This is a genomic window from Kineosphaera limosa NBRC 100340 (assembly GCF_000298215.1).
Taxonomy (GTDB): Bacteria; Actinomycetota; Actinomycetes; order Actinomycetales; family Dermatophilaceae; genus Kineosphaera; species Kineosphaera limosa.
In genome coordinates this window covers 1-20,104 of sequence record NZ_BAHD01000053.1, presented here as the reverse complement: position 1 = coordinate 20,104, position 20,104 = coordinate 1, and the positions used below count along the sequence as shown (strand labels likewise).

Here is a 20,104-nt window from a genome sequence, read left to right as displayed (position 1 = left end):
GGTTCCCGAGCAGCCACTCCGCCTGCTCTAGAAGCGGTGTCAACGGCGTCCCGCTTTCACGTCTTCGAGGACACGGGCAGTCGCGTGGCAGGCATCGAGGAGATTGCCTCGAAGGCTGCCGTGAGCACCCGACGTGCAGATACCGAGGACACGGCGGCGTTCGTGATCCTTGTCGAGCCAGGTGTCGAGCGAGCGCTCTTGCTCATAGAGGGCCAGGGCGATGCGAGGCCCAGTTCGATGCACCGAGTTCCACGTGGTCTCCACATCGGCGTGCGGGTCGCCGCGACTCAGCCGGGCGGTGAAGTACCGATCGCGCGCTGCCGCCTCGAGAGAGAGGCGGAGCATGGTGGGCAGGAGTCTTCTCAGGGTGTTCTCGGGAAGTTGCTGATCCTTGGCCATGGCCAGGGCATCATGGAGGTACCGGGTGGCAGGATCCCTGGTGGTCTCGAAGGTGACTCGAGAGCCCTCGTCCCTGGTCGCGGAGACGATGGTGGCCTCGAGCGCACCGCGGCGTACGGCCGATGCCAGCCGGTCGTCATGAGAGAAGACGACGACCTGGCGGGTCTTGGCCAGGTCTGTTAGCACAGTGACGAGGCCGTCGACCTTCGAAGGATCCATTGCCTGCACGGGGTCGTCGAGGACGACGAACCGGAAAGGACTCTGTGGCAGGGCCGCTCGCGGAAGGAACAGCGCGAGCGCCAGGGCATGCAGCTCCCCCTGGCTGAGCACCGTGAGCCCACTCGGCTGACCGTCGACGCGGGACTGAATCTCGACCCTGCGCCTGGTTGTCGTTCCCGCAAGTGCCAGCCCTTCGAACGTCACATTGCTGCGTTGGCTCAGGAAGTCCCACACCTGTGCCGCTTTGGCCGAGATGGGGGCGATGCGTTCGTTCTTCAGAGCGGTGTCGTGGTCCTTCAGCCACTTCACTGCGGCTCTGGCGGCATAGGCATGGTCCTTCTGTTGCTCCCACTCCGTGCTCCGATCCGCGAAGGTCGCGAGGCGAATCGCCATAGCGGACCATGCGGTGTCGAGGCGCTCATGCTCAGCGGCGGCGGCCTGCTTCAGCTCGAGCAAGGCAGCTCGCGCTGGTGGCAGACAGGCGAGGAGGTGCTCCGCCAGCGGCAGGTCGCCCTCGGGGTGCGCAGCCCACTGGCGCCAGCACTCCCTTGTTCGCGTGTGCGCGACGTCGAGGGCGCTCGGCAGAGGTCCAATGAGGGCGGGTGGGAGCGGCTTGACGAGGTCGCGCGCGGCTGTCCTGGCACGCGCCAGATCGCTTGTGCACGTGTTCAGCTCGCGCAAGCGAGCGCGGGAGACCTCGCGCTCGCGATGGATGCGCTGGGTGGCGGGGCCGTCTAACTGTCCCACCTCACACACCGGGCAGAGCGTGTCTCCGCCGTCCTCGTGCAGCGCGAGGGCTGCGTCCCAGACAGCGACCTGACGACTAAGCACTTCGAGGTGGCTTTCGCTGACCGCCGCGAGCGCTTCGACAGCCCGGCGCAGGCGATCTGCCTCCTGGTCGGCACTCTCCGGCAGCGTGAGGGCAAGGACACCACGAAGCGCGGCTGAGGTGGCATCCGCGGATTCGTCGGTCCCCGTGGCGAGAACGGCGAGTTCGGCCAGACGGGACGTGTTCGGTCTGAGAAGCTCGATGGCTTGCGTCGCCCTGGCGTCATCGATGGCTTCCAGGTCGGCGAGGAGCTGCTTCTTCATTTGCGCCAACTCGGTTCCGGCGGAGTTGAGGGCCTTGCTGTGTGACTCGAGTCTGGCGATTGCCTCCGAGATCTCATCGAGGCCGAGCACCCGTGACAGCGCGTCATAGAGCCGACTCGGCCCGGCCGCCAAGACCGAGCCCAGTTCGTCGTAGCTGAGCATCGGCCGGTACGTCTCCAACGCCGCTGACCAGCCCAGGGACTCCAGTCCCTCCTCCTGCTTCTGCCCATGGCGCTGCAGGCGAACGTTCGCGGCGGAGACGTCCGCGCCGTTCGGCCAGTCGACTTTGATGTGTGTCGCACCCTGCCCTTCCTCAGCGAGGGCGACCTTGATGCTGGGCGCGGCCTCGGAGTGCAGATTTCGCCATCCCTCGGCCCACCGCACGCTCGACTTGCCGGTCCACCGGTAGGTCGTGCGGGTCAGGGCGACTTCAAGCGCTTCAGCAACGCTCGACTTTCCCGAGCCATTGCGGCCCGCGACGACCGTTAGGCCCGGCCCGGGCTTCAAGTGCAGGGTCGCGCTCGGGCCGATGCCTCGAAAGGCCTCGACCGTGATGCTGCGCAGGAAGGCCCCTGCAGGCTCGTGCTCCATGGCCCGCGGGGGCGCTGGCGTCTGCGGAGTGAAACCGTCAAGGTCGGTGAGGGCGGCATCGCCTTTGAGTGCGGCGAGAATCAGGAGCTTCGCATCGTCCGAGAGGCCTGAGGTGCCCTCAACCCGTTGGGCTATCAGGTCTGTCACGTCACTCACGTTCGGCTCCATCTCGCTGGTTGCTCTCCCGCGGACGGCAAAGGGCGACGAAGTCGCAGCTCTCGCACGCCCCGCACCACGAGACGTGGCGCGGCAAATCGTTCTCGCGAAGGGCAGTGCCTGCGGCCTGAATCCGGTCGCGGATCGAAGTGAGCAGCGCGTCGTCGACCTGCTCGCGGGTGCTCTTGGCGCCGGGGTCGAGGTTGAGCACCTCGATGAGGTCGGCGCGCTCGCCCTTCAGCTCCTGATATCCGACGGCGTAGATGTGGAGTTGGTCGCGGGTGACCTCCTCTTGCTGCGCGCGGTCGGTCGACTTGAAGTCCACGATCGACACCTCGTCGGTGTCGAGGCGGCGGATCAGGTCGACCCGGCCGTCAACCACCACTCCGTCACCAAGATGCACTTGGATCGGTTGCTCGGAGTGCAGGGTGAGAGCCAACTCGTCACCGTGAGTGGTCAGGTAGCGCGCCACAGCGTCAATGGCGGAGCGCTCCAACTGCTTGCGTAGCTCCGGGTAGGCGTATGGCGTGTGCAGGTGCCTGTCGACGAGATCCTTCGCCGAGGACACCGTGACGAGATCGCCGTGGATGGCCCTCTTGTGCACCTCGGACAGGGCATCGTGCAGACCTTTGCCGTACCCCAACGCTTCGTGCAACGGTGCGTTAAAGCCGTAGAGAAAGCGCATCTTGAACTGGTATGGGCACTCGAAGTAGTACTTCAGCTCCGAGAACGACAACGTGATCTGGGCGGCCTCGACCTTGGGCTGTGGAGTGAGTCGTCCGCCGGCAGGGAGCCCAGGGTCGCGAGTGCTGACCAAGGAGTGGCGAGTGCAGTGGTCGAAGAACTCCGACCGCTTGCCGTAGAACTTTCCAGCCCCCGGCGAGTAGGTGATGTGGAGGTATTTCTGCGCTCTGGTAATCGCCACGTAGAAGAGTCGAGCCTCGTCGTCGCGAGTTCCCTTGTAGCGATCCGCTCCCGGTATCGCGGATTCGGGAATGACGTGGAATACGTTGAGCCCGCCCTGCCGTTTGGACGGAAACCGATTGCGGCGCAAGCAGGGGACGAAAACCGCGGGCCACTGCATGCCCTTGGCCTGGTGGACCGTCGAGATCGTCACCGCGTCGGGCGTCGCGTACCCCACATCGTCATCGACGTCCGCGTAATAGTCCGGCGCCTGGTACTGCAGCCACTTGGCGAAGGCTTGATACTTCTCGGCCGGCGTGGACGAAAAGTGGATTTCCTCGAAATCAGAGATGACCTGGCTGAACTTGCCGAGTTGGTAGAACGCCAATTCGCGGCGCTCGCGCTGGCCGGGCAAGTTGTCTTCGCGAATGCCGAGTGCTTCGAGGAAGTCGAGGTAGACGCGTTGGATGTTGTAGATTCCCCACCGCTGCCCGCGCTCGAAGTCGCGGCCGGTGTCGAGGACGGCAACGGCTGCATCCCAGGAGCCGCTGGTCGGGATGAGCTCGGCTGTTTCCCAGGCCGTGCGCAAGCCTGCTGCGGAGATCGTCTCCACCATGTAATCGAAGATGTTGACGACGGCCGCGACCTCCGGGGAGTCGAAGAGCCTATTGAGACCCTTGATGACGAATGGGATGTCGCGTCGCCGGAGTTCATCCACGAGCGGACCAGCGTCCGCGGACACAGATCGATAGAGCACGGCGCAGTCCGACCAGGACAGTCCTCGTGGCGTCGCCGACGGCGAGTCACAGAACGAGACTCCTCGCAGGCCTTCGATCCGGTCACAGATCCAGCGAACCTCATCGTTCTCGGTGCCGAAGTCCAGTGCGAGCAGGTCGCCGCGCTCCCACTCCTGATGCCCTGAAGCAACCATCCGCTTGGCTAACCGATCCCCAACCGGGATGGTCTCGGCGATGGAGCGGCCCAGCTCGACGACACCCCGGCTGGAGCGGAAGTTATCGTCGAGCGTGACCTGGCGCACGCTGGCATGACGACGGGCGAAGGTGATGATGTTGCTGACCTCGCTGCCACGCCACTGGTAGATCGTCTGGTCGTCGTCGCCGACGACGCACAGGTTGGCGCCGAACTGGGTCAGTGCGCGGATCAGCCGTTCCTGCAGGGGATTGACGTCCTGATACTCGTCGACGACAAGGAACTTGACTCCGTCCCGGACGTAGCCGTGGAGGGCCTGAGCCATGCTGTCGTCATCTTCGGGGTCGAGGTTCTCGAGCATCTCGACGGCAAGTTGAATCATCGCCGTGTAGTCGAGGTAGCCCTTGGTTCGCAGCAGGTGGGTGTAGGCCTCGAATGCCATCTTGAAACTCGACGGCACACGGTTCTGATCCACGTCGTCTTCGCGGAAGATGCCGAGGGCGCTGAGGTAGAGGCGCGAGTTCACGAACCGGCGAAGCTTCTTCGGGGTGCCGTTGACGACCGCCTCGCAGGTCGTCAGGCCCGACTGGCGCGAGTTGCGATCAACGAGCAGCCGGGCTGTGATGTCGGTCAGCACGTTGTATTTGAAGGTCTCGGGGACATTGCGCTGCAAGAGATCCAGGCAATATCCGTGCATTGTGCCGATGAACATCTCTGCCAGGCCGACGGTCGATGTTCCGGCCTCCTCAACGAGATGGACGATGCGGTCTTTAAGCTCCGCTGCGGCCCTCTCGGTGAACGTGAACGCCACGATATTGCGCGGCTCCGCGCGACCACTGGCAAGAAGGTCGGCAATCCGCTGGGAGATGACCTGCGTCTTGCCAGATCCGGCGCACGCGATGATCTGCAGGGGCTCCTCGACGCAGGCGATCGCCTCGCTCTGACTGGGCGTGTAGGTGGGCATGTCAACGCTTCGGTGTGAAGTCGAACTCGGCAAGCCGGCGTTGGGCGGTCTCTCGTTCCTCGTCGGAGAACAGTGACTCGAACTCCGGTTGCAGCACAACGTTCTCGACCGTCAGGTCCAATCGGCCCACTTCGTAGAGGGCCGTATACCCGTCGGAGATGTGCGGCGCCGCGAGCAGGCGACGTGCGGTTTCCAAGGCGCCATGCCTCTGCAACATCCCCAGGAAGCCGCTCGCGGTGTAGCCGGCCTCCTTCTTGGACCGTACGTAGACGTCCCGCATGGCGTTGCCGAACTGTGCCCGGATCGCCTTTTCGTCGGGCATGTCGTCCGCCGTAGGCCCCGCCTCTGCGGGGCGGTCTTCGGAGGGCGTCACGGGGTCGTCGACACCCTCGCCCGACGCCTCCTGGCCGCGCCGTTGGGCAAAGTTACGCAGGGCGTCGACCGACGTGAAGACGTTGAACCCGAGTTCTTCCATTCGCGTCATCCCGACGGGGTCGGGGTCCAGCTCTAGAACCACCGGTTGACCTTGGCCCACCTGCAGGCCCTGCTCCCAGAACGCCTCGGCGACAGCGACGGCCTGTCCCGTCGTCGGGTCGACGATCTCGACGTCCATGTTGGGCGTCGCCATCCCCCTCGCGACGAGCTCGTCGCAGAGCGCCCGGACGGCCGTCAGCTCGTCATCGTCCGATGCGGTGTCGGCCACGGTGATCCGCGGCAGCGTCTCGTGGGTACCAGTGGTCGACGCGGCACGCAGACCATCGAGAAACTCGTTCGCGGCGTCGGCCAAAAGTCGCTGTCGCTCCTTCAGAAAGTCCGAGTAGCGATCCAGTCTCCAAAGTTGCGGATCCTGCGGGATCCATTGGCTGGCCAGCGCGCCGGGGTGGTCCCGCTCGATCTCGGGCAGATACTCCTGTGGTCTGCGGCTGCTGATCGCCAGGTTCGACGCGGTGGTCAGAAAGCAGAAGTTCGACACGGAGTTGACCTCGCCGCGGCTGTAACCCCGCTCGTACAACTGGGCCTTGGGGAAGATGTGGTGGACCTGCAAGGCTGAGAGATGGCCGAGCATCTGCTTCTTCAGCTCGATGCCGTTGCCCAGGTCACGCGCTCTGAGCACCCTGGTCATGAGGTACAGCAGGGGGTAGAAGCGCGAGCCCATCCCGAAAGCGTTGAAGTCGTGTGGCCCGACACGCAGGTTGCCGCCGCGCCAGCGCTCCAACTCGTCGATGAGGCCGTCGATACCGTGCGTCTGCCCGATCTCGTAGTCGCGCGCGAGCACGGTCTCGGTGGAGCCGGTGAAGCGGCCCCAGAGTCCGGCGTGTATGTACCAGTACAGGATCCGGTTCTGTGTGGCTGCGTCGCCCAGACCCCCAAAGAGGTGTTGCATGCGCGAGATAACGGAGATGGCGTAGCGGCCCATGAGCACTCGATCGTGGTCGAGTCCGAGCCGTCCGGCCGCGAGGTCAAGGAATCCGCCGACGTACTCCGTCGCCTGATCCAATGCCTTCGCGAAGTCCGCGCTGGCAACCGAGTCGAGTTGGTCGAATTGCGCACGACCCGTCGCGACGGCATTGACGTTGCGCAGCAGCCAATCGAGGGTGAAGTTGTACCCGGCATCCTGCCAGGTGGTGAGACGCTGTCGGAGTTGTGTCCGGGCCTGGGGCCAGTCGGCGCAGATCTTGGCGAGCGCCAGATCACCTTTAGACAGCTTGGTACCACCGGAGTTGACCTTGTTGAAGATGTCTACGACGTGGTCGATCGTCATCTCCGCACCGGTAATCTTCTCCGCGTGGAAGTCGCGGTCGCGGATCGACTGCAGCCGGTTGATGCGGTCCACGTAGGTTGCGAAGTTGGCCGTAGTAGCCGGGTCAGCGTTCAGTCGCGCGATGTGCGGAGCGAGTCCTTTGTCAAAAACACCAGTGACGTCAATCCACAGTGGATCGTCTTTCATCTTCGACGGGGCGTAGAACTCGAAGACCTCGGTGTCGAGGTTAAAGCGGAGGCCCGTGAAGGCGTTGGCGTCTCCTTCGAAGAAGGCTGGCGGCTTGCCGCGCGCTACTCCGTACAGCGTCGTGATGCGCTGCTGCCCGTCGAGAAGTAGCTGTTTAACGCCGCCGTGCGGTGCGGCAGGCCCGCGAACATCGAACGCGCTCGGCTCCGTCTCCCAGATCAGCAGGGCACCGACGGGATAACCGCGATAGAGCGACCGCATGAGCCCGCGGACCTGATCGCGGTTCCAGACGTAGCCTCGCTGGAACTCCGGCAGCAACATGGTGCCCGAGTCCACCTGATCCAACAGGGACGACAGCTTGGTCACGACAATCCCATCGACTCGTTACGAACTGACCTCAAGGACCTTGACCACTTCGTCGCCGTAATCATTGATGACCTTGACCGCGATCGCACCCGTCGCTGGCAGGTCGAAGGGTCGAGAGATGGTGTCATAGAGCGACGACCAGGCGTCGGGGTCTATCTCGGCTTTGAGAGCAGTCTTGAGGCGCTTGTAGGGGTCGCCGCCGCCGGTGAAGTAGCAGTGGCGAACGAAGAAGGAGTCGCCGTTGTAGTTCGTGTCGATCATCCAGAGGGCGATCTTGTCGGTGTCGTTCGATCGCACCTCACCCGTGGTCGGGTCGTAGACGTCGACGCCACGCAGTTCCACGACGAGCTTGCCGTCGTCGGTGTGGCGCAGGTCGATGTCGGGCTCGCCGAAGACGGTGAAAAGGTTGCCGGCGCCAGTCTTCTTGAGGTCCTCGCCCATAAGCAGGTCAACGTTCATGCGCACGAGCAGCAGCTTGATGCGGCCGAACGACCGCTCGTCCTCCACCTGCGCGAAGCCGACGCTGGAGGTGTCGACGGTGACGCCATCGGCTTCGGTCACTTCGTGCGTCGAGGCGTCGAACGCGAACCCCAACACACAGAGCAGGTCGATGTCCTTAGCCGCGATGGCCTCCTTGACCGCGTCGCGGGCGAACTTCTGGCTCACCGTGCCGTACTGCGGGCCAACCGCGATGCCGACCCGCACCGCGTGGTCGGCGCCGGAGTCCTTGCGGACGCCGACAGCCTGAATGTATTGACCCGCATAGGGATCCACCGACTCGAATTCGATGCGCTCCTGGCGCTTGCCGTTCTGGATGCCGGCGCGCTTGAGGTTGTCGAGAATCGACTGCTCAAAGTTCTGCGCGTTCGGCTGCTCGGCTGCGTCCTGCTCGCTGATGGTCCCGCGGGGCGCGTCGTCGGGGTTTCCAGCGAACGCGAGCGAGCGGTGGGGGCTCAGGCTCTCGACGGTGAACGGGCCGCTGACCCGCACGACATTCTTGTCCTCGTAGGGCCTGTCGTAGAGCGTCTCGAAGTCGGCATGCCTCTTGATTGCCGCGTCGATCTGCTCGCGGGACATCCCCTCGACGATGTCGGGGTTATTCGCGATCGACTTGAGCGTGATGTGCTGCATACGTTCGTAAACAAATCCGCGCCTGATGTCATTAGTCGCGCCGCCCGTCGGCTCGGTGCCAAATTCCTTCTTGGCCTTCTGCTTGCCCTTGTCGCTATCGGCGAGCAGGTACATCGGGTACTTAGCGCCCATGAGTCGCTGCCGCGCCAGGGCAAGCGCCACCCGTGAGGTGTCTATGGTGATCCAGCGTCGCCCCCACTGCTCGGCGACGTACGCGGTAGTTCCCGAGCCGCACGTGGGGTCCAGGATTAGATCGCCAGGATCGCTAGACATCAGGATGCATCGCTGGGCGACTTTCTGTGCAGTCTGAACAACATAAATTTGATCTTCAGTAAAGGAGCCCGTGCCCGTATCTAGCCAAACATTATCAAGATCACTCATGGGGTTGTCATCAAACAAAAGGACGGACGCCAGAGACTTCCCCGAGGGTCGGATTCTCCCAAGCTTAGCTAGCCTGTCCATTTCTGCCCCGGGGGCCGGATTGTAGCTCCAGTGACGATTGGCTGGGCATGGGTATGAGACTCCCTGGAAGATATACGATCCACTGCGGGCTGGCTGGGCACCCATTGAAGTCAATGGACCAAGACGACAGATTTGCCAACCTGTCGGGATCGGCTCGGTGCCATTGATCTGGTCATTTGACATATTGACGATCGTTTGCATGTGTGAGTCGACGATCTTAGTATACTGTTTCGCCCCTCGGCCACCTGGCGTCTTCGCAACTCGCATGGGACGGAATTTAAGCTGATCCCGTCTCTTTGCATAAAGAAGTAACGTGTCGACGACGCCAGGTAGGGCGGCAGTGCTCTCGGAACTGGTCTTGTAGAAGAGAATCTGACCTGCGAAATTCTCGGCGCCGAAAACGTCGTCCATTACTGAACGCACGAGGTGTACATTTTCATCGCCGATCTGAACGAAGCAACTTCCCGACTCGGTCAGTAACTCTCGGGCGACTAGCAACCGGTCGCGCAGATACGACAGGTAGGAGTGAATGCCCAGCTCCCAGGTGTCGCGGAATGCCTTGATCTGCTCGGCCTCGCGGGCTGTGTCTTCCACCTTTCCATCCTTGACGTCGCGCTTGCGGGCAGACGCCTGCCAGTTCGATCCGAACTTGATACCGTAGGGAGGGTCGATGTAGATCATCTGGACCTTGCCACGCAGGTCTTCGCGCTCGGCGAGTGAGCCCATGACCTGCAGCGAGTCGCCGAGGATCATTCGGTTTGACCAGTTGGCGTCGTGCCGGTAAAAGTCGACGAGGTCCAACTCGTCGAGGCCGTCGAAGGTATCGAAGAGAGCCAGCTCCGGCTCGGCCTCATCGGCCGTGGCCGTCTTCCGCAGGTTCTCGATGAGCACGCGCGGGTCGATCTTCTCCTGGATGTAGATCGGGGGAGCATCGGCGACGAGTGTTGCCGATTCGGCGACGGCACTCTCGGACTCGTCGCCGTACTTCCCCTTCCACACCAGTTGCGGGTCGAGCGAGCCATCACGCTCGCGCAGTCGGCGGGCCACCTCGACGTACTTGGCCGCCTCCACCTCAGGTGTCACGAACTCCTGCGCGTCGACGGTGGGCAGGTTGGCGCGCGTGTCGTCGTGCCGGATGGCCGTGACAGGCTTGGGGCCGTTCGGCTTTCTACTGCGCGGCGGCATGGCGCTTCACCTCGTTGAAGTCGAGCAGGTCAGGGTCGCCGATGATCGGGCCGTCGGCGTACAGGGCGTTGATGGCGGCCTCGAGGACGGGCTTCATCGAGGTGGGGTCCTTCACCTCGACATACCCCCAGCGTCCGAAGCCACCGTGGTTGTTGACGGCCGGGCACCAGGAGTTGCGGGCGGTGTGCGCCTTGGTTTCCACCGAGCCCGGCGAGTGCGCGGACTTCCGGCCGCCCGACACCTCGACGATCAGCGTCCGGTCCGTCTCGTCGTCCGGCCGGCTGCGCAGTCGCACGAGGAAGTCGGGGACGTAGGCGTGGGTGCGGCCCTCGTGGACGTAGGGGATCGAGAAGCCGAGATGATCGTTCTTGACGTACGCCGCGACATGCGGTGATCCTTCGCAGTACTCCATCATGAGCTGCTCCCAGGTGTTGCCCGCCGGGCCGTCGAGCACGACATGGCTGACCTCGCTGCGTTCTTCGTCGGTCGGCAACGCCACCTTGCGTGTGGGGAAGCTGATGCGCTCAGTCGAGCCGACGGGGTTGTAGCGCCGCAGTATGGGCCGCATGCGAGCCCGACGGTTGCCCTGTTGCTCGGTGATGGCCTGATACACGGCCTGCGCCGCGGCCTCCTCCCATAGGGCGTACTTGACGAGGTGGCCGAGAGTGAAGCCCTCGTCGACTCGCACGGCGTGTTCGATCCACTGGGTCGTCAGACGGGTCAGGGTGGGGAATAGCCACGGTCGCCGCTCAGACTTGACGACGCCGGACTCGCGGTCGATCTCGTCGCCGAGGGCGAGGTGGTTCTCGACGAGTCGTTTGGCGATGCGGAAGGCCACCTGCTGGGGACGCACCGTCGAGGGGTCGTCCTCGATGCGCTCCTCGGCGCCCACTGGAGGCGCGACCTCGGTCCACGTGGGCACTGCGCTGCCCTTGCCGATGACGAACGGCTCCAGTTCGTCGGGAAGGTAGGGCGTCGCGTCTGGGATCTCGAGTCGGTAGCCGTCGACGATGGGGAAGGTGATGCGTAGGCGCTCTCGGTCGGAGACCGACTCCACGAGCGTGACGGGCCTCGGCGGCTTGGGGTCGCCGGCGGGCTTGTCCGTGGGGATGAACGCGAACGGGACGCCGTAGACGTTGGCGTAGTCGGCCTCGAACTTGCCGTCCTCGTTGACCGTGTAGTCGCGACGCCGCAGCCCACGGCCGATGACCTGTTCGCACAGCAGTTGGGAGCGGAAGGCTCGGATGCCAAGGATGTGAGTGACGGTGTTGGCGTCCCAGCCCTCGGTGAGCATGGCGACCGAGACGACGCACCGCACCTCGGCACCGAGCTGACCCTTCTTGCCGACGGTGTTCATCACCTCGCGGAGCAGGTCATCGTCGGTCAGGGCGTCTGCATCCGATCCAGGGTTACGCCGCCGGTACTCGCGTTTGAAGAGCGCGATCTCCTCGGCGGCGGCCGTCTTGAAGTCGTTCTTCATTCCCTCGCCGGACTCCAGTTGGGCCGAGTCGACGAGAATGGTGCGCGGCCGGTCGATCGACGTGCCGCCAACGATGTTGGAGAAGAGCTCCAGCTCTCCGGGGCGGACACGACGGTATCCCTGTTCGTCCTCCCACTCCTGACCCGCGATCCAGTCGTAGACGAGCTTGGACACGGCGGTGTTGGGGCACACGACGATGTACACCGGCGGCGGGTTGCCCTTGGGTTCGTCGGCCCGCCGCCAATGTTCGAAGGACGCGCCGTAGGAGCGGTAGAGGCTGTGCAGCGCCGCCTCCAGCTCGGCCGGCAGGATGGGAAGCTCACCGGGTCGGGCATCCTTGCGGGTGCGTTTGGGCAGTCCCTTTTCGATGAGTGGCCACAGGTTGCGGAAGGTGACCTCGTCGGTGCCCGCATCGTCGTCGACTGGGATCCGAGGCACCTTGACGATCCCGGACTCGATGGCGTCCATGAGGGAGAAGTCGCTCACAGTCCACGGGAAGATGAAGCCGTCCTTGTAACCGGAACCGGAGAGATAGAACGGGGTCGCGGACAGGTCGTAGATCGTCTTGATGCCGATCTTCGCGGCGATGGCACGAAGGCCCTTGAACCAAACTCGCGCTTCCTCGTTGCGGCTCGCATCGTCCTTGTCGCCTGCCTCTACGCCCTCGGCCGTGGCATCCAGGGTCAGCGGCTTGTCCATGTAGCAGTGGTGCGCCTCGTCGTTGAGCACGACGATCTCGCTCTGCCGGTTGCTACCGACACCCCAGCCGCGCAGCACGCGGGAGACCATGTCGGCCTCGCTCTCCTTGAACGGGTCTTCGTTCTTGCCCGCCAGCAGGATTTGGCGCGTCGTCTTGGCCACACCCTTGATCTCCTTGCGATCCCGCAGCAGGAAGGCGTGGTAGTTGGTGATCAGGATGTCGGCCTTGCCGAGTAGCGCGCGCAGATCGGGCGGCACGAGCTCACGCTGGTCGTAGTAGTTCTCGGGATCGCCCGGCTGCAGGACCCGCAGTCGGTCGCGGATGGTGATGCCGGGAGCGACAACGAGGAAGCGCTTGGCGTAGCGCTTGTCTCTAGGGGACGCGATCTTGTTGAGGGTCTGCCAGGCGATCAGCATGGCCATGACGACGGTCTTGCCCGAACCGGTGGCCATCTTGAGTGCGACCCGGGGCAGGCTCTCGTTGTGCTGGTCGTTCTGCTCGTCGAGGAGCGGCCGGTAGTTCCGGAACCCCTGCCGGCCGCTGACCTCGGCGAGGAAGATCGCGGTTTCCGCGGCCTCCCGCTGCGCGAACAGGACGCGGTTCTCGCGGTGCGGGTCGGCCCAATGGCGTAGCAGCTTGGTCGAGGTGGCCGACCCACCCTTGTAATCGCTGGCCCGCCAGATTTCTAGGTCATGGCGCAGACCGTTGATGAGGGTGTTCTTCTGGACAGTCTCATCAACCAGAGACAGGGAGAGCTGGTTCTGATCGACGGCCCGCTGGCCCACCACAGAGCTGCCCCCGCGGCCTCTGCCCTTCCGCACGGGGGCGACGGGAATGAACGACTCGCTCGGGCGGCGCCCCTCCAGGATGCTGCCAGTCGGGCCGGTGGGGCCGATCTCGAAGTGCCTCTGAGGCGGATCGTAGGGCCCGTTGAGTACCGGGTCACTGAGACGAGACGGAGCTCCCGAGGCAGTCACGCTCGGCACTCCCTGACGTCCCTCATGAAAGAACCCTTCCCTACGCCCGATCGCGATGCGACGCGCTCGATGTCTCCATCGCGGCCCCCACCTGCATATCTGCCATCGTAACCAGGAATAGGTCGAATCGGGCGGGCGCGGTCGCGAGCGCTTGACCGAGGCAGGCGTCCAACTTGGTACAGCACGTGGCGATCTCGTCGGCGTGCCAGCGAACTACTCGACGGCGCGGAATGGAACGCCCGGCTCTCCGGACAGGATCTCGACCGCGCCTACGATCCTTCTACTCAGGCGTCCGTTCGGGGCGTCGTCGCCCTGTCAGGCTCCGGAGCCTGCCCCACGAGGACTGGCTCGCGCCTTCACCTCCCATCTACGCGGTGCACGTCGGGGGCCGCGGGAACCTCGTGCCCGGCCGATGGGTGATGCCGCGGGGATCCGCCGGTGCATCCTCGCCGTTGACTCGGGCTGGGGCGGGCGGCGACAGTAGAGCGTGTGACCAGCGACGATAAGCTCTCGGCAGGTCTGCAGGAGTCCGTCGTGACGACCGCGTTGCTCCGGCGCCTCACGCGACGCCCCGATCTGCAGGCGACTATCGCCGGAGTGGACTCGGCCGACCAGGCGGACGTCCTCGCCGCTCACCTGGGCACATCGATCCTGCGCGGTCTGCGTGTCCCCAGCGACACCGACGAGGCAGGACGGCTCGCTCTCGTCCGGCTAGTTCTCGAGCTCCTCGACGCGGCCGAGGACACCCCAGTCGACGGCGTCCGCCGCCTGCTCGCCCTCACCAAGCCGGCACGCCCGGGCGCACCGCCGACCTACCCCGAAGGCGTCCGCCCCAGCACCCCACTCTCCGACGTTGCACTTCTCACCAACGCCCACGGCGACCCAAGCCTCGGCAGCGAATCAAGGCCGAACTCGACACGTCCGACCAGGTCGACCTCATCTGCGCCTTCGTGAAGTGGCACGGCATGCGCACCCTCGAGGCCCAACTCGAGCGCCTCAAAGATCGCAACGCGCGGTTCCGAGTCATCACGACGACCTACCTCGGCAGCACCGACATCAAGGCCCTCGACCGCCTCGCCCGCGACTTCGGCGCCGACATCCGGGTCCAGTACGACCCGCGACGGACCCGCCTGCACGCCAAGGGCTGGCTCTTCCGCCGCAACACGGGCTTCGACACCGCCTATGTCGGCTCCTCGAACCTCACCGTCAGTGCGCTGCTCGACGGTGCGGAGTGGAACGTCCGCCTCTCCGCGATCGCCACCCCGAGCCTCCTCGACAAGTTCGCCGCAACGTTCGAGACCTACTGGCACTCCGACGAATACGCCCGCTATGACCCCGACGACGACGCCGACCGCGAACGCCTCGAACGCGCCCTGCACATCGCGAAGGGCGGCAGCACCCCGACGAGCCTCCTCGTCTCCGGCCTCGACGTCCGGCCCTACCCGCATCAGCAGCAGATACTCGAGGCCCTCGACGCCGAGCGCACCCTCCACGACCGCCACCGCAATCTCGTCGTCGCCGCGACCGGCACTGGCAAGACCGTCATCGCTGCTCTCGACTATCGCCGCCTTTGCGCCGGGCGCGACCGGCCGAGTCTGCTGTTCGTCGCCCACCGCAAGGAGATCCTCGAGCAGTCGCTGCGCACCTACCGCGAGGTCCTCGGCGACGGCACCTTTGGAGAGCTGTACGTCGGCGGGCACGTTCCCAGCCAGTGGCAGCACGTTTTCGCCAGCGTCCAATCGTTGACCGGCCGCATTACCGAGATCCCGGCGGACGCCTTCCACGTCGTCGTCATCGACGAGTTCCACCACGCCGAGGCGCCCACCTACCGAAGGCTCCTCGAGCACCTCCACCCCCGGGAACTCCTCGGCCTCACCGCCACCCCCGAGCGCACCGACGGCACCGACGTCCGCGCCTTCTTCGACGGCCGCACCGCCGCTGAGCTGCGCGTGTGGGATGCGATCGCCGCCGATCTGCTCAGCCCGTTCCACTACTTCGGCATCGCCGACGGCACCGACCTCACCGCGATCGACTGGCGCGCCGGTCGATACGCCGACGCCGACCTCGACCGCCTCTACACCGGCAACGACGCCCGCGCCCGGCTGGTCCTCAAGCAGCTCGAGGACAAGATCACCGACCCCACGCGGATGCGGGCACTCGGCTTCTGCGTCGGCGTCGCCCACGCCGAATACATGGCCCGCGTCACCAACGACGCCGGCATCTCGGCCAAGGCCGTCACCGGGCAGACCCCGACCGCCGAGCGCGAGCGCGCCATCGCCGACCTGCGCGCCGGCCGCCTCGCCGCGATCTTCACCGCCGACCTCTTCAACGAGGGCGTCGACATCCCCGAGGTCGACACCGTCCTCTTCCTGCGCCCCACCGAGAGCCCGACCCTGTTCCTCCAGCAGCTCGGCCGCGGACTCCGCCTCGCCGAAGGCAAGGCGGTGCTGACCGCGCTCGACTTCGTCGGACATCACCGCAGCGAATTCCGCGCCGATCTGCGTTTCCGTGCCCTCACCGGCGCCACCCGCAAAGACCTCCAGCGTGACATCGAAAAGGGCTTCCCGTTCCTGCCGTCCGGCTGCCAAATCGTTCTCGACCGCAAAGTTCAAGCCGAGGTTTTGCGCAACGTCCGCGTTCGCCTTAGTCAGCGTTGGCCGGCACTCGTGGCGAAACTGCGCGCCAAGCCGACGGGTAGCTTGCGGACCTTTCTGGACGAAGCAGGCTTAGACCTCTCTCACGTAGTGCGTGACAAGAAGGGCAGAACGGGTTGGACAGCACTACAACGAGACGCCGGGCTGCTCGAAGGAGGCGCCAGCGAACTCGGGGGCAAACTCGCAGGTCGGGTGCGAGCGGTCGCGCACGTTGACGATCTGCCCCGGGCGCAGGCCTACGCGCGGCTGCTCGGCCCCGACACGACCTACTCCGATCTATCGCCCGGGGAGCAGCGCTCGGCACGCATGCTTTTCTTCAGCCTCTGGCCCGACGGCGGCGGATTTGCCTCTTACGACGAGGGATTCAAGCGTCTCCGCAACGAGGCCGAGATAAGGTCGGAGATGCGTCAGGTCATCGACATCGCCTTCGATGGGAGCCGTCACCCGACGACCGAGCTGTCTGACCTGCCGGGGGTTCTGCTCCAAGTGCACGCCCGGTACTCGCGCGAAGAGATCCTCGCTGGCCTCGACTGGGGTTCCCTCAGAAGGAAGCCGCGTTACTTCGTGCAAGGAGTACTGCGCACCACCATTGATGGACGCCCGATCGACGCCTTCCTCGCGACCCTTCGCAAATCGTCAGCCGACTATTCCCCGACGACGATGTACCGCGACTACCCGATAAGCCCGACGCTCTTCCACTGGGAGTCGCAGTCCAAGACGTCGGTCAACTCAGCGGACGGGCGGCGCTATCGCGACGGCACCAGCACCATCCTGCTCTTCGTCCGACGCGAGAAGACCGGCGAATTCGGCACCGAGCCCTACACCTTCCTCGGGCCGGCGGAGTACGTGAGTCACACCGGCGACCGGCCCATCGCCATCACCTGGCGCCTCGAGTGCCCCATGCCCGCCGACCTCTACGCCGACGTAGCGGTTGCGCTCTAAACGCGGTGGCCAGCTCCGCAACCTTTACCTGCAGACATTCTCGGCCGCAGCCACCAGCCGATCGGCCCAGTTCACAGCCTTGCGAGCATCCTGTGCCGAAACGCTCTCGTGGTGGTACTGCGCCTTGGTCTTGAGACGAACCAGTCGGTCGAGGTCTGCGGCCACGGCAGCACCGGCCGGCCCAGCGGACCGCAATTCCGGGACAGCCGATGCGTGATCTTGCCCCTTGCCGGTTCGACCGGTGAGCGCGAGGCACATCGCGTCCTTGGCGTTGACCCCTGCCGTGACTGCGCTCGCGGTCGCGGCGCTGAACAGTTCCACGTCCAGGTTCAGTTCGGCAGCGTCTAGGAACTCTCTCGCCTTCGTGAGGTGCTGCCGAGCCCTGCTCAAACTCATGAGGCAGCTCTCGGTCGGAGCACTTCACGCGGGCTGGGGCCGACGAGGGGTCTTGCATCTTGACGCAACTCGTCGATGAGGCGATCCCCGCGCTCGTCCGAGTCTTCCAACTCGTTCTCCGTGAGGACGAGCGTCTCCATCGCGTTCCCGGTGCGGCGCAGGACGGCCTCGCTCAAAATGGCAATCGGCTCGTCCCAGAAGGTCACGTCGAACCCGGCGGGACCCACGAACACGACGTCGATGTCGCTCTGGGCCGTCGCTTCGCCGCGGGCCGCGGATCCGAAGAGCCAGGCTGCTACCGGCGGCTGCGGCCAGTCCTGGATGGCGGAGGCCAGCCACTCCTCGAGTGTCGAGGGAGCCCCCACCAGGGAGAGCAGCGCCTCGGCGAGCACGTGCTCACGGTTGAAGGTGTGGAGCTGAGCTCGGCCAGCCGGTTGCGTGTCGACCAGGCCGAGAGACTCGAGTGATGCGAGCGCTTGTTGAGTGGCGCCGAGACTGACATCCCCGCGGATGAGCCGATGGACCTCACGACCGGTGAGCGGCGTGTGCGTTGCCGTGAGCACCTCGATAACCCCTGCCATCGCGGGGGTGAGGAGGCCTCTGAGCGGGTGGCTGACGTCCATGCGCTATGACCTCTCTTCTGTTCATATGATCGACAGGATGATCATAGCGCTTCCGATGTCGCAAGGGAGGCTTCGGGCTGTGACGATGCTTGGAGTTGCAGTCGACGACGTCGGTCGATTCGTCGACCGGGCGGCGGTGCCGCGACGGGAGCAGCACGATCCTCCTCTTCGTCCTCTGAGAGAAGGCCGGAGAGGGCCCGAGCGCTGGAGGCCAGGGGGCCCTACTCTGCACCGCGCGTTCACGAATGGTAGATGTTCATATAGTATGAACTGAATGCTGAGTGGGACGGCGACCGCGCAAGCGCTTCCAGGCGATGCTCTGGAAACCCTCGCGGAGCATGGGGTCACCGCACTTCGCCACGGAAGTGACCTCGTCACGCTCCAGGCGGAGGGTGTCCGTCACGACTTCGTATTGGCGCACTACACGGGGGCAGGTATGCCTCCAGCCGCGCTGCTGGACCATGCCCGAAGCGCCGGCTTGCCCGTCCTCCTCGCCCTTGCTTCCACATCGAGTCGCTTGGCCAAGACTCTTGCCGAAGAGAATCTCCACTGGGTTGACCTCGCCGGCAACGCCTCGATTCGGGTGCCGGGGCTACGGGTCGCGATTCAGGGGAGGCCCCCTGTTACGGTGCCATCTCGCTACGTGGTGTCTGCGGCCTTCCGACCGGCCGGGCTGCAGGTGCTGCTCGCCGTGCTGGTCATGTCGCAAGACCGGATACCGAAGTTGCGGAGCCTGGCAGATGCAGCCGGGGTGTCACTCGGTGCAGCCCAGGCTGCAGTGGCAGACCTTCGGCGGCATGGGTACGTGGATGGCGATCAGCTCACCCGGACGGGGGAACTCCTCGATCGCTGGGTGGCGGCGTACGGAACGCATGACTCAGACCGCTGGATCGTTGGCACCTACGAGGGGGAGCCAGAGTGGTGGACCGACGCCGAGGCCTTCCGCACCGATGCCGCCTGTCTCGGCGGCGAGGCGGCCGCCGACGCGATGGGTCTGCCGCTCCGCTCGCTCACGGGAATTGTGTACTCCGACGACTTGCCGACCCGCGTCATCCGGTTCGGTCGGCTACGCCGGGCGAACAGTGGCAACGTGCAGCTCCGACACAAGTTCTGGAGCCTGCCCGACGAAGGCTGGCTCGCGCCGTCGCCCTTGATCTATGCGGAGCTGCTCAAGTCAGGCGACGGTCGTCGGGCGGAGATCGCCCAGGAGATGAGGGAGAGCGATGCGATCCTACGAAGCCTCCGGGATTGAGGACCTTCTTTCCGGTCGTGCCGCCGCGGATGCTCAGTCTTCGGTGGGCGAGGTCGATCGAGCAAGGTGTGACCCAGGCGATCAACGAGCAAGCGCGAGCAGTAGATGCGGTTCGACGGGCCGTGGCCCGAATCGATGCGGCCGATTTTTCCGCCTACAGCGGCGGGTGGGTCGAGGAGATTGGCACCTCGCTACTCGACGCCGTCTTCTCGATTCAGGCTCGCTACCACTCGCGGGTGCCCGGGGCTGGGGTCTACAACCGCCTGGAGGCCTTCCGCAAGGCCTACCAGGAGGCGGTCAACGATGTTCGAGCGCTATCAGCCATTGGTTCAATCAATCTGCGGCGCATCATGGGCGATTCGAAGACGTCGCGGCGGTACAAGGCCGACTGTGTCGTCGACGCCGCCAACGCTCTCCTGCAGCTTGACCCGCCCGTCATCACCGCGGCTGACGCTCGCGGCCGCGACTCCAAGGAGCTGGACAAGGCCTACATGAGCGTGCAGGGGCTCGGATGGGTCACGGCTGAGTATTTCCGGATGCTGCTCGGCGTGCCCGGGGTCAAGGCGGACGTGATGGTCGTGCGATTCGTCAACGCCGCGCTTGCTGCCGACGGCTTGGGATCCGTCGAAGCGCGAGCTGCCCGGGATCTCGTCATTCGCGCACATGGGGAGGAGGGCCACGGCGTAGACCTCATCACATATGAGCACGCCATCTGGCGGACGAAGGGCGTCCTC

The 20,104-nt window shown here is 65.0% G+C and carries 11 protein-coding genes; 4 read left to right on the top strand and 7 right to left on the bottom strand.

What is annotated here, in order from left to right; translation table 11 throughout:
- Nucleotides 1–39: 39 nt before the first annotated feature.
- The 5 genes from KILIM_RS14630 to KILIM_RS14610 are packed head-to-tail and all read right to left on the bottom strand — an operon-like array spanning nucleotide 40 to nucleotide 13,503.
- Nucleotides 40–2,457 carry an AAA family ATPase gene (locus KILIM_RS14630; protein WP_006593493.1) on the bottom strand — a complete coding sequence of 806 codons (2,418 nt, stop codon included), beginning with the start codon at nucleotides 2,455–2,457 and terminating at the stop codon, nucleotides 40–42.
- Nucleotides 2,450–5,254 (bottom strand): ATP-dependent helicase, encoded by a 2,805-nt coding sequence (locus KILIM_RS14625; RefSeq protein WP_006593492.1) that lies wholly within the window; start codon nucleotides 5,252–5,254, stop codon nucleotides 2,450–2,452. The genes KILIM_RS14630 and KILIM_RS14625 overlap by 8 nt, the downstream gene beginning before the upstream one ends.
- Before the next feature lies 1 nt (nucleotide 5,255).
- A complete protein-coding gene (locus KILIM_RS14620) occupies nucleotides 5,256–7,568 on the bottom strand; it encodes a GmrSD restriction endonuclease domain-containing protein (RefSeq protein ID WP_006593491.1) in 2,313 nt (770 codons plus the stop codon).
- A gap of 18 nt (nucleotides 7,569–7,586) precedes the next feature.
- Nucleotides 7,587–10,346 (bottom strand): site-specific DNA-methyltransferase, encoded by a 2,760-nt coding sequence (locus KILIM_RS14615; RefSeq protein ID WP_006593490.1) that lies wholly within the window; start codon nucleotides 10,344–10,346, stop codon nucleotides 7,587–7,589.
- On the bottom strand, nucleotides 10,330–13,503 hold the full coding sequence (locus KILIM_RS14610) for a BPTD_3080 family restriction endonuclease (protein ID WP_006593489.1): 3,174 nt from the start codon (nucleotides 13,501–13,503) through the stop codon (nucleotides 10,330–10,332). Before KILIM_RS14610 ends, KILIM_RS14615 begins: the two co-directional genes overlap by 17 nt.
- A gap of 489 nt (nucleotides 13,504–13,992) precedes the next feature.
- Here KILIM_RS14610 and KILIM_RS25070 point away from each other — a divergent pair, with 489 nt between their 5' ends.
- Together KILIM_RS25070 and KILIM_RS14605 are read left to right on the top strand one after the other, a co-directional pair.
- Complete coding sequence (locus KILIM_RS25070) at nucleotides 13,993–14,457, top strand: hypothetical protein (protein WP_006593488.1); 465 nt, start codon at nucleotides 13,993–13,995, stop codon at nucleotides 14,455–14,457.
- Nucleotides 14,458–14,468: 11 nt separating this feature from the next.
- Entirely contained in the window at nucleotides 14,469–17,099 is a 2,631-nt protein-coding gene (locus KILIM_RS14605; protein ID WP_006593487.1) for a DUF3427 domain-containing protein, read from the top strand.
- Between the two features lie 24 nt (nucleotides 17,100–17,123).
- Here the strand turns inward: KILIM_RS14605 and KILIM_RS14600 are convergent, their stop codons facing one another.
- Both KILIM_RS14600 and KILIM_RS14595 read right to left on the bottom strand, forming a co-directional pair.
- Complete coding sequence (locus tag KILIM_RS14600; protein ID WP_006593486.1) at nucleotides 17,124–17,495, bottom strand: HEPN domain-containing protein; 372 nt, start codon at nucleotides 17,493–17,495, stop codon at nucleotides 17,124–17,126.
- Nucleotides 17,492–18,118 (bottom strand): nucleotidyltransferase domain-containing protein, encoded by a 627-nt coding sequence (locus KILIM_RS14595; protein ID WP_006593485.1) that lies wholly within the window; start codon nucleotides 18,116–18,118, stop codon nucleotides 17,492–17,494. The genes KILIM_RS14600 and KILIM_RS14595 overlap by 4 nt, the downstream gene beginning before the upstream one ends.
- A gap of 274 nt (nucleotides 18,119–18,392) precedes the next feature.
- On the opposite strand from KILIM_RS14595, the gene KILIM_RS14590 reads away from it, so the two are divergent.
- Nucleotides 18,393–19,370, top strand: coding sequence for a type IV toxin-antitoxin system AbiEi family antitoxin (locus KILIM_RS14590; RefSeq protein WP_040563509.1), 978 nt, complete (start codon nucleotides 18,393–18,395; stop codon nucleotides 19,368–19,370).
- A gap of 68 nt (nucleotides 19,371–19,438) precedes the next feature.
- The coding region (locus KILIM_RS14585) for a DUF8548 family protein (protein WP_006593482.1) at nucleotides 19,439–20,104 on the top strand (666 nt) is incomplete at its 3' end.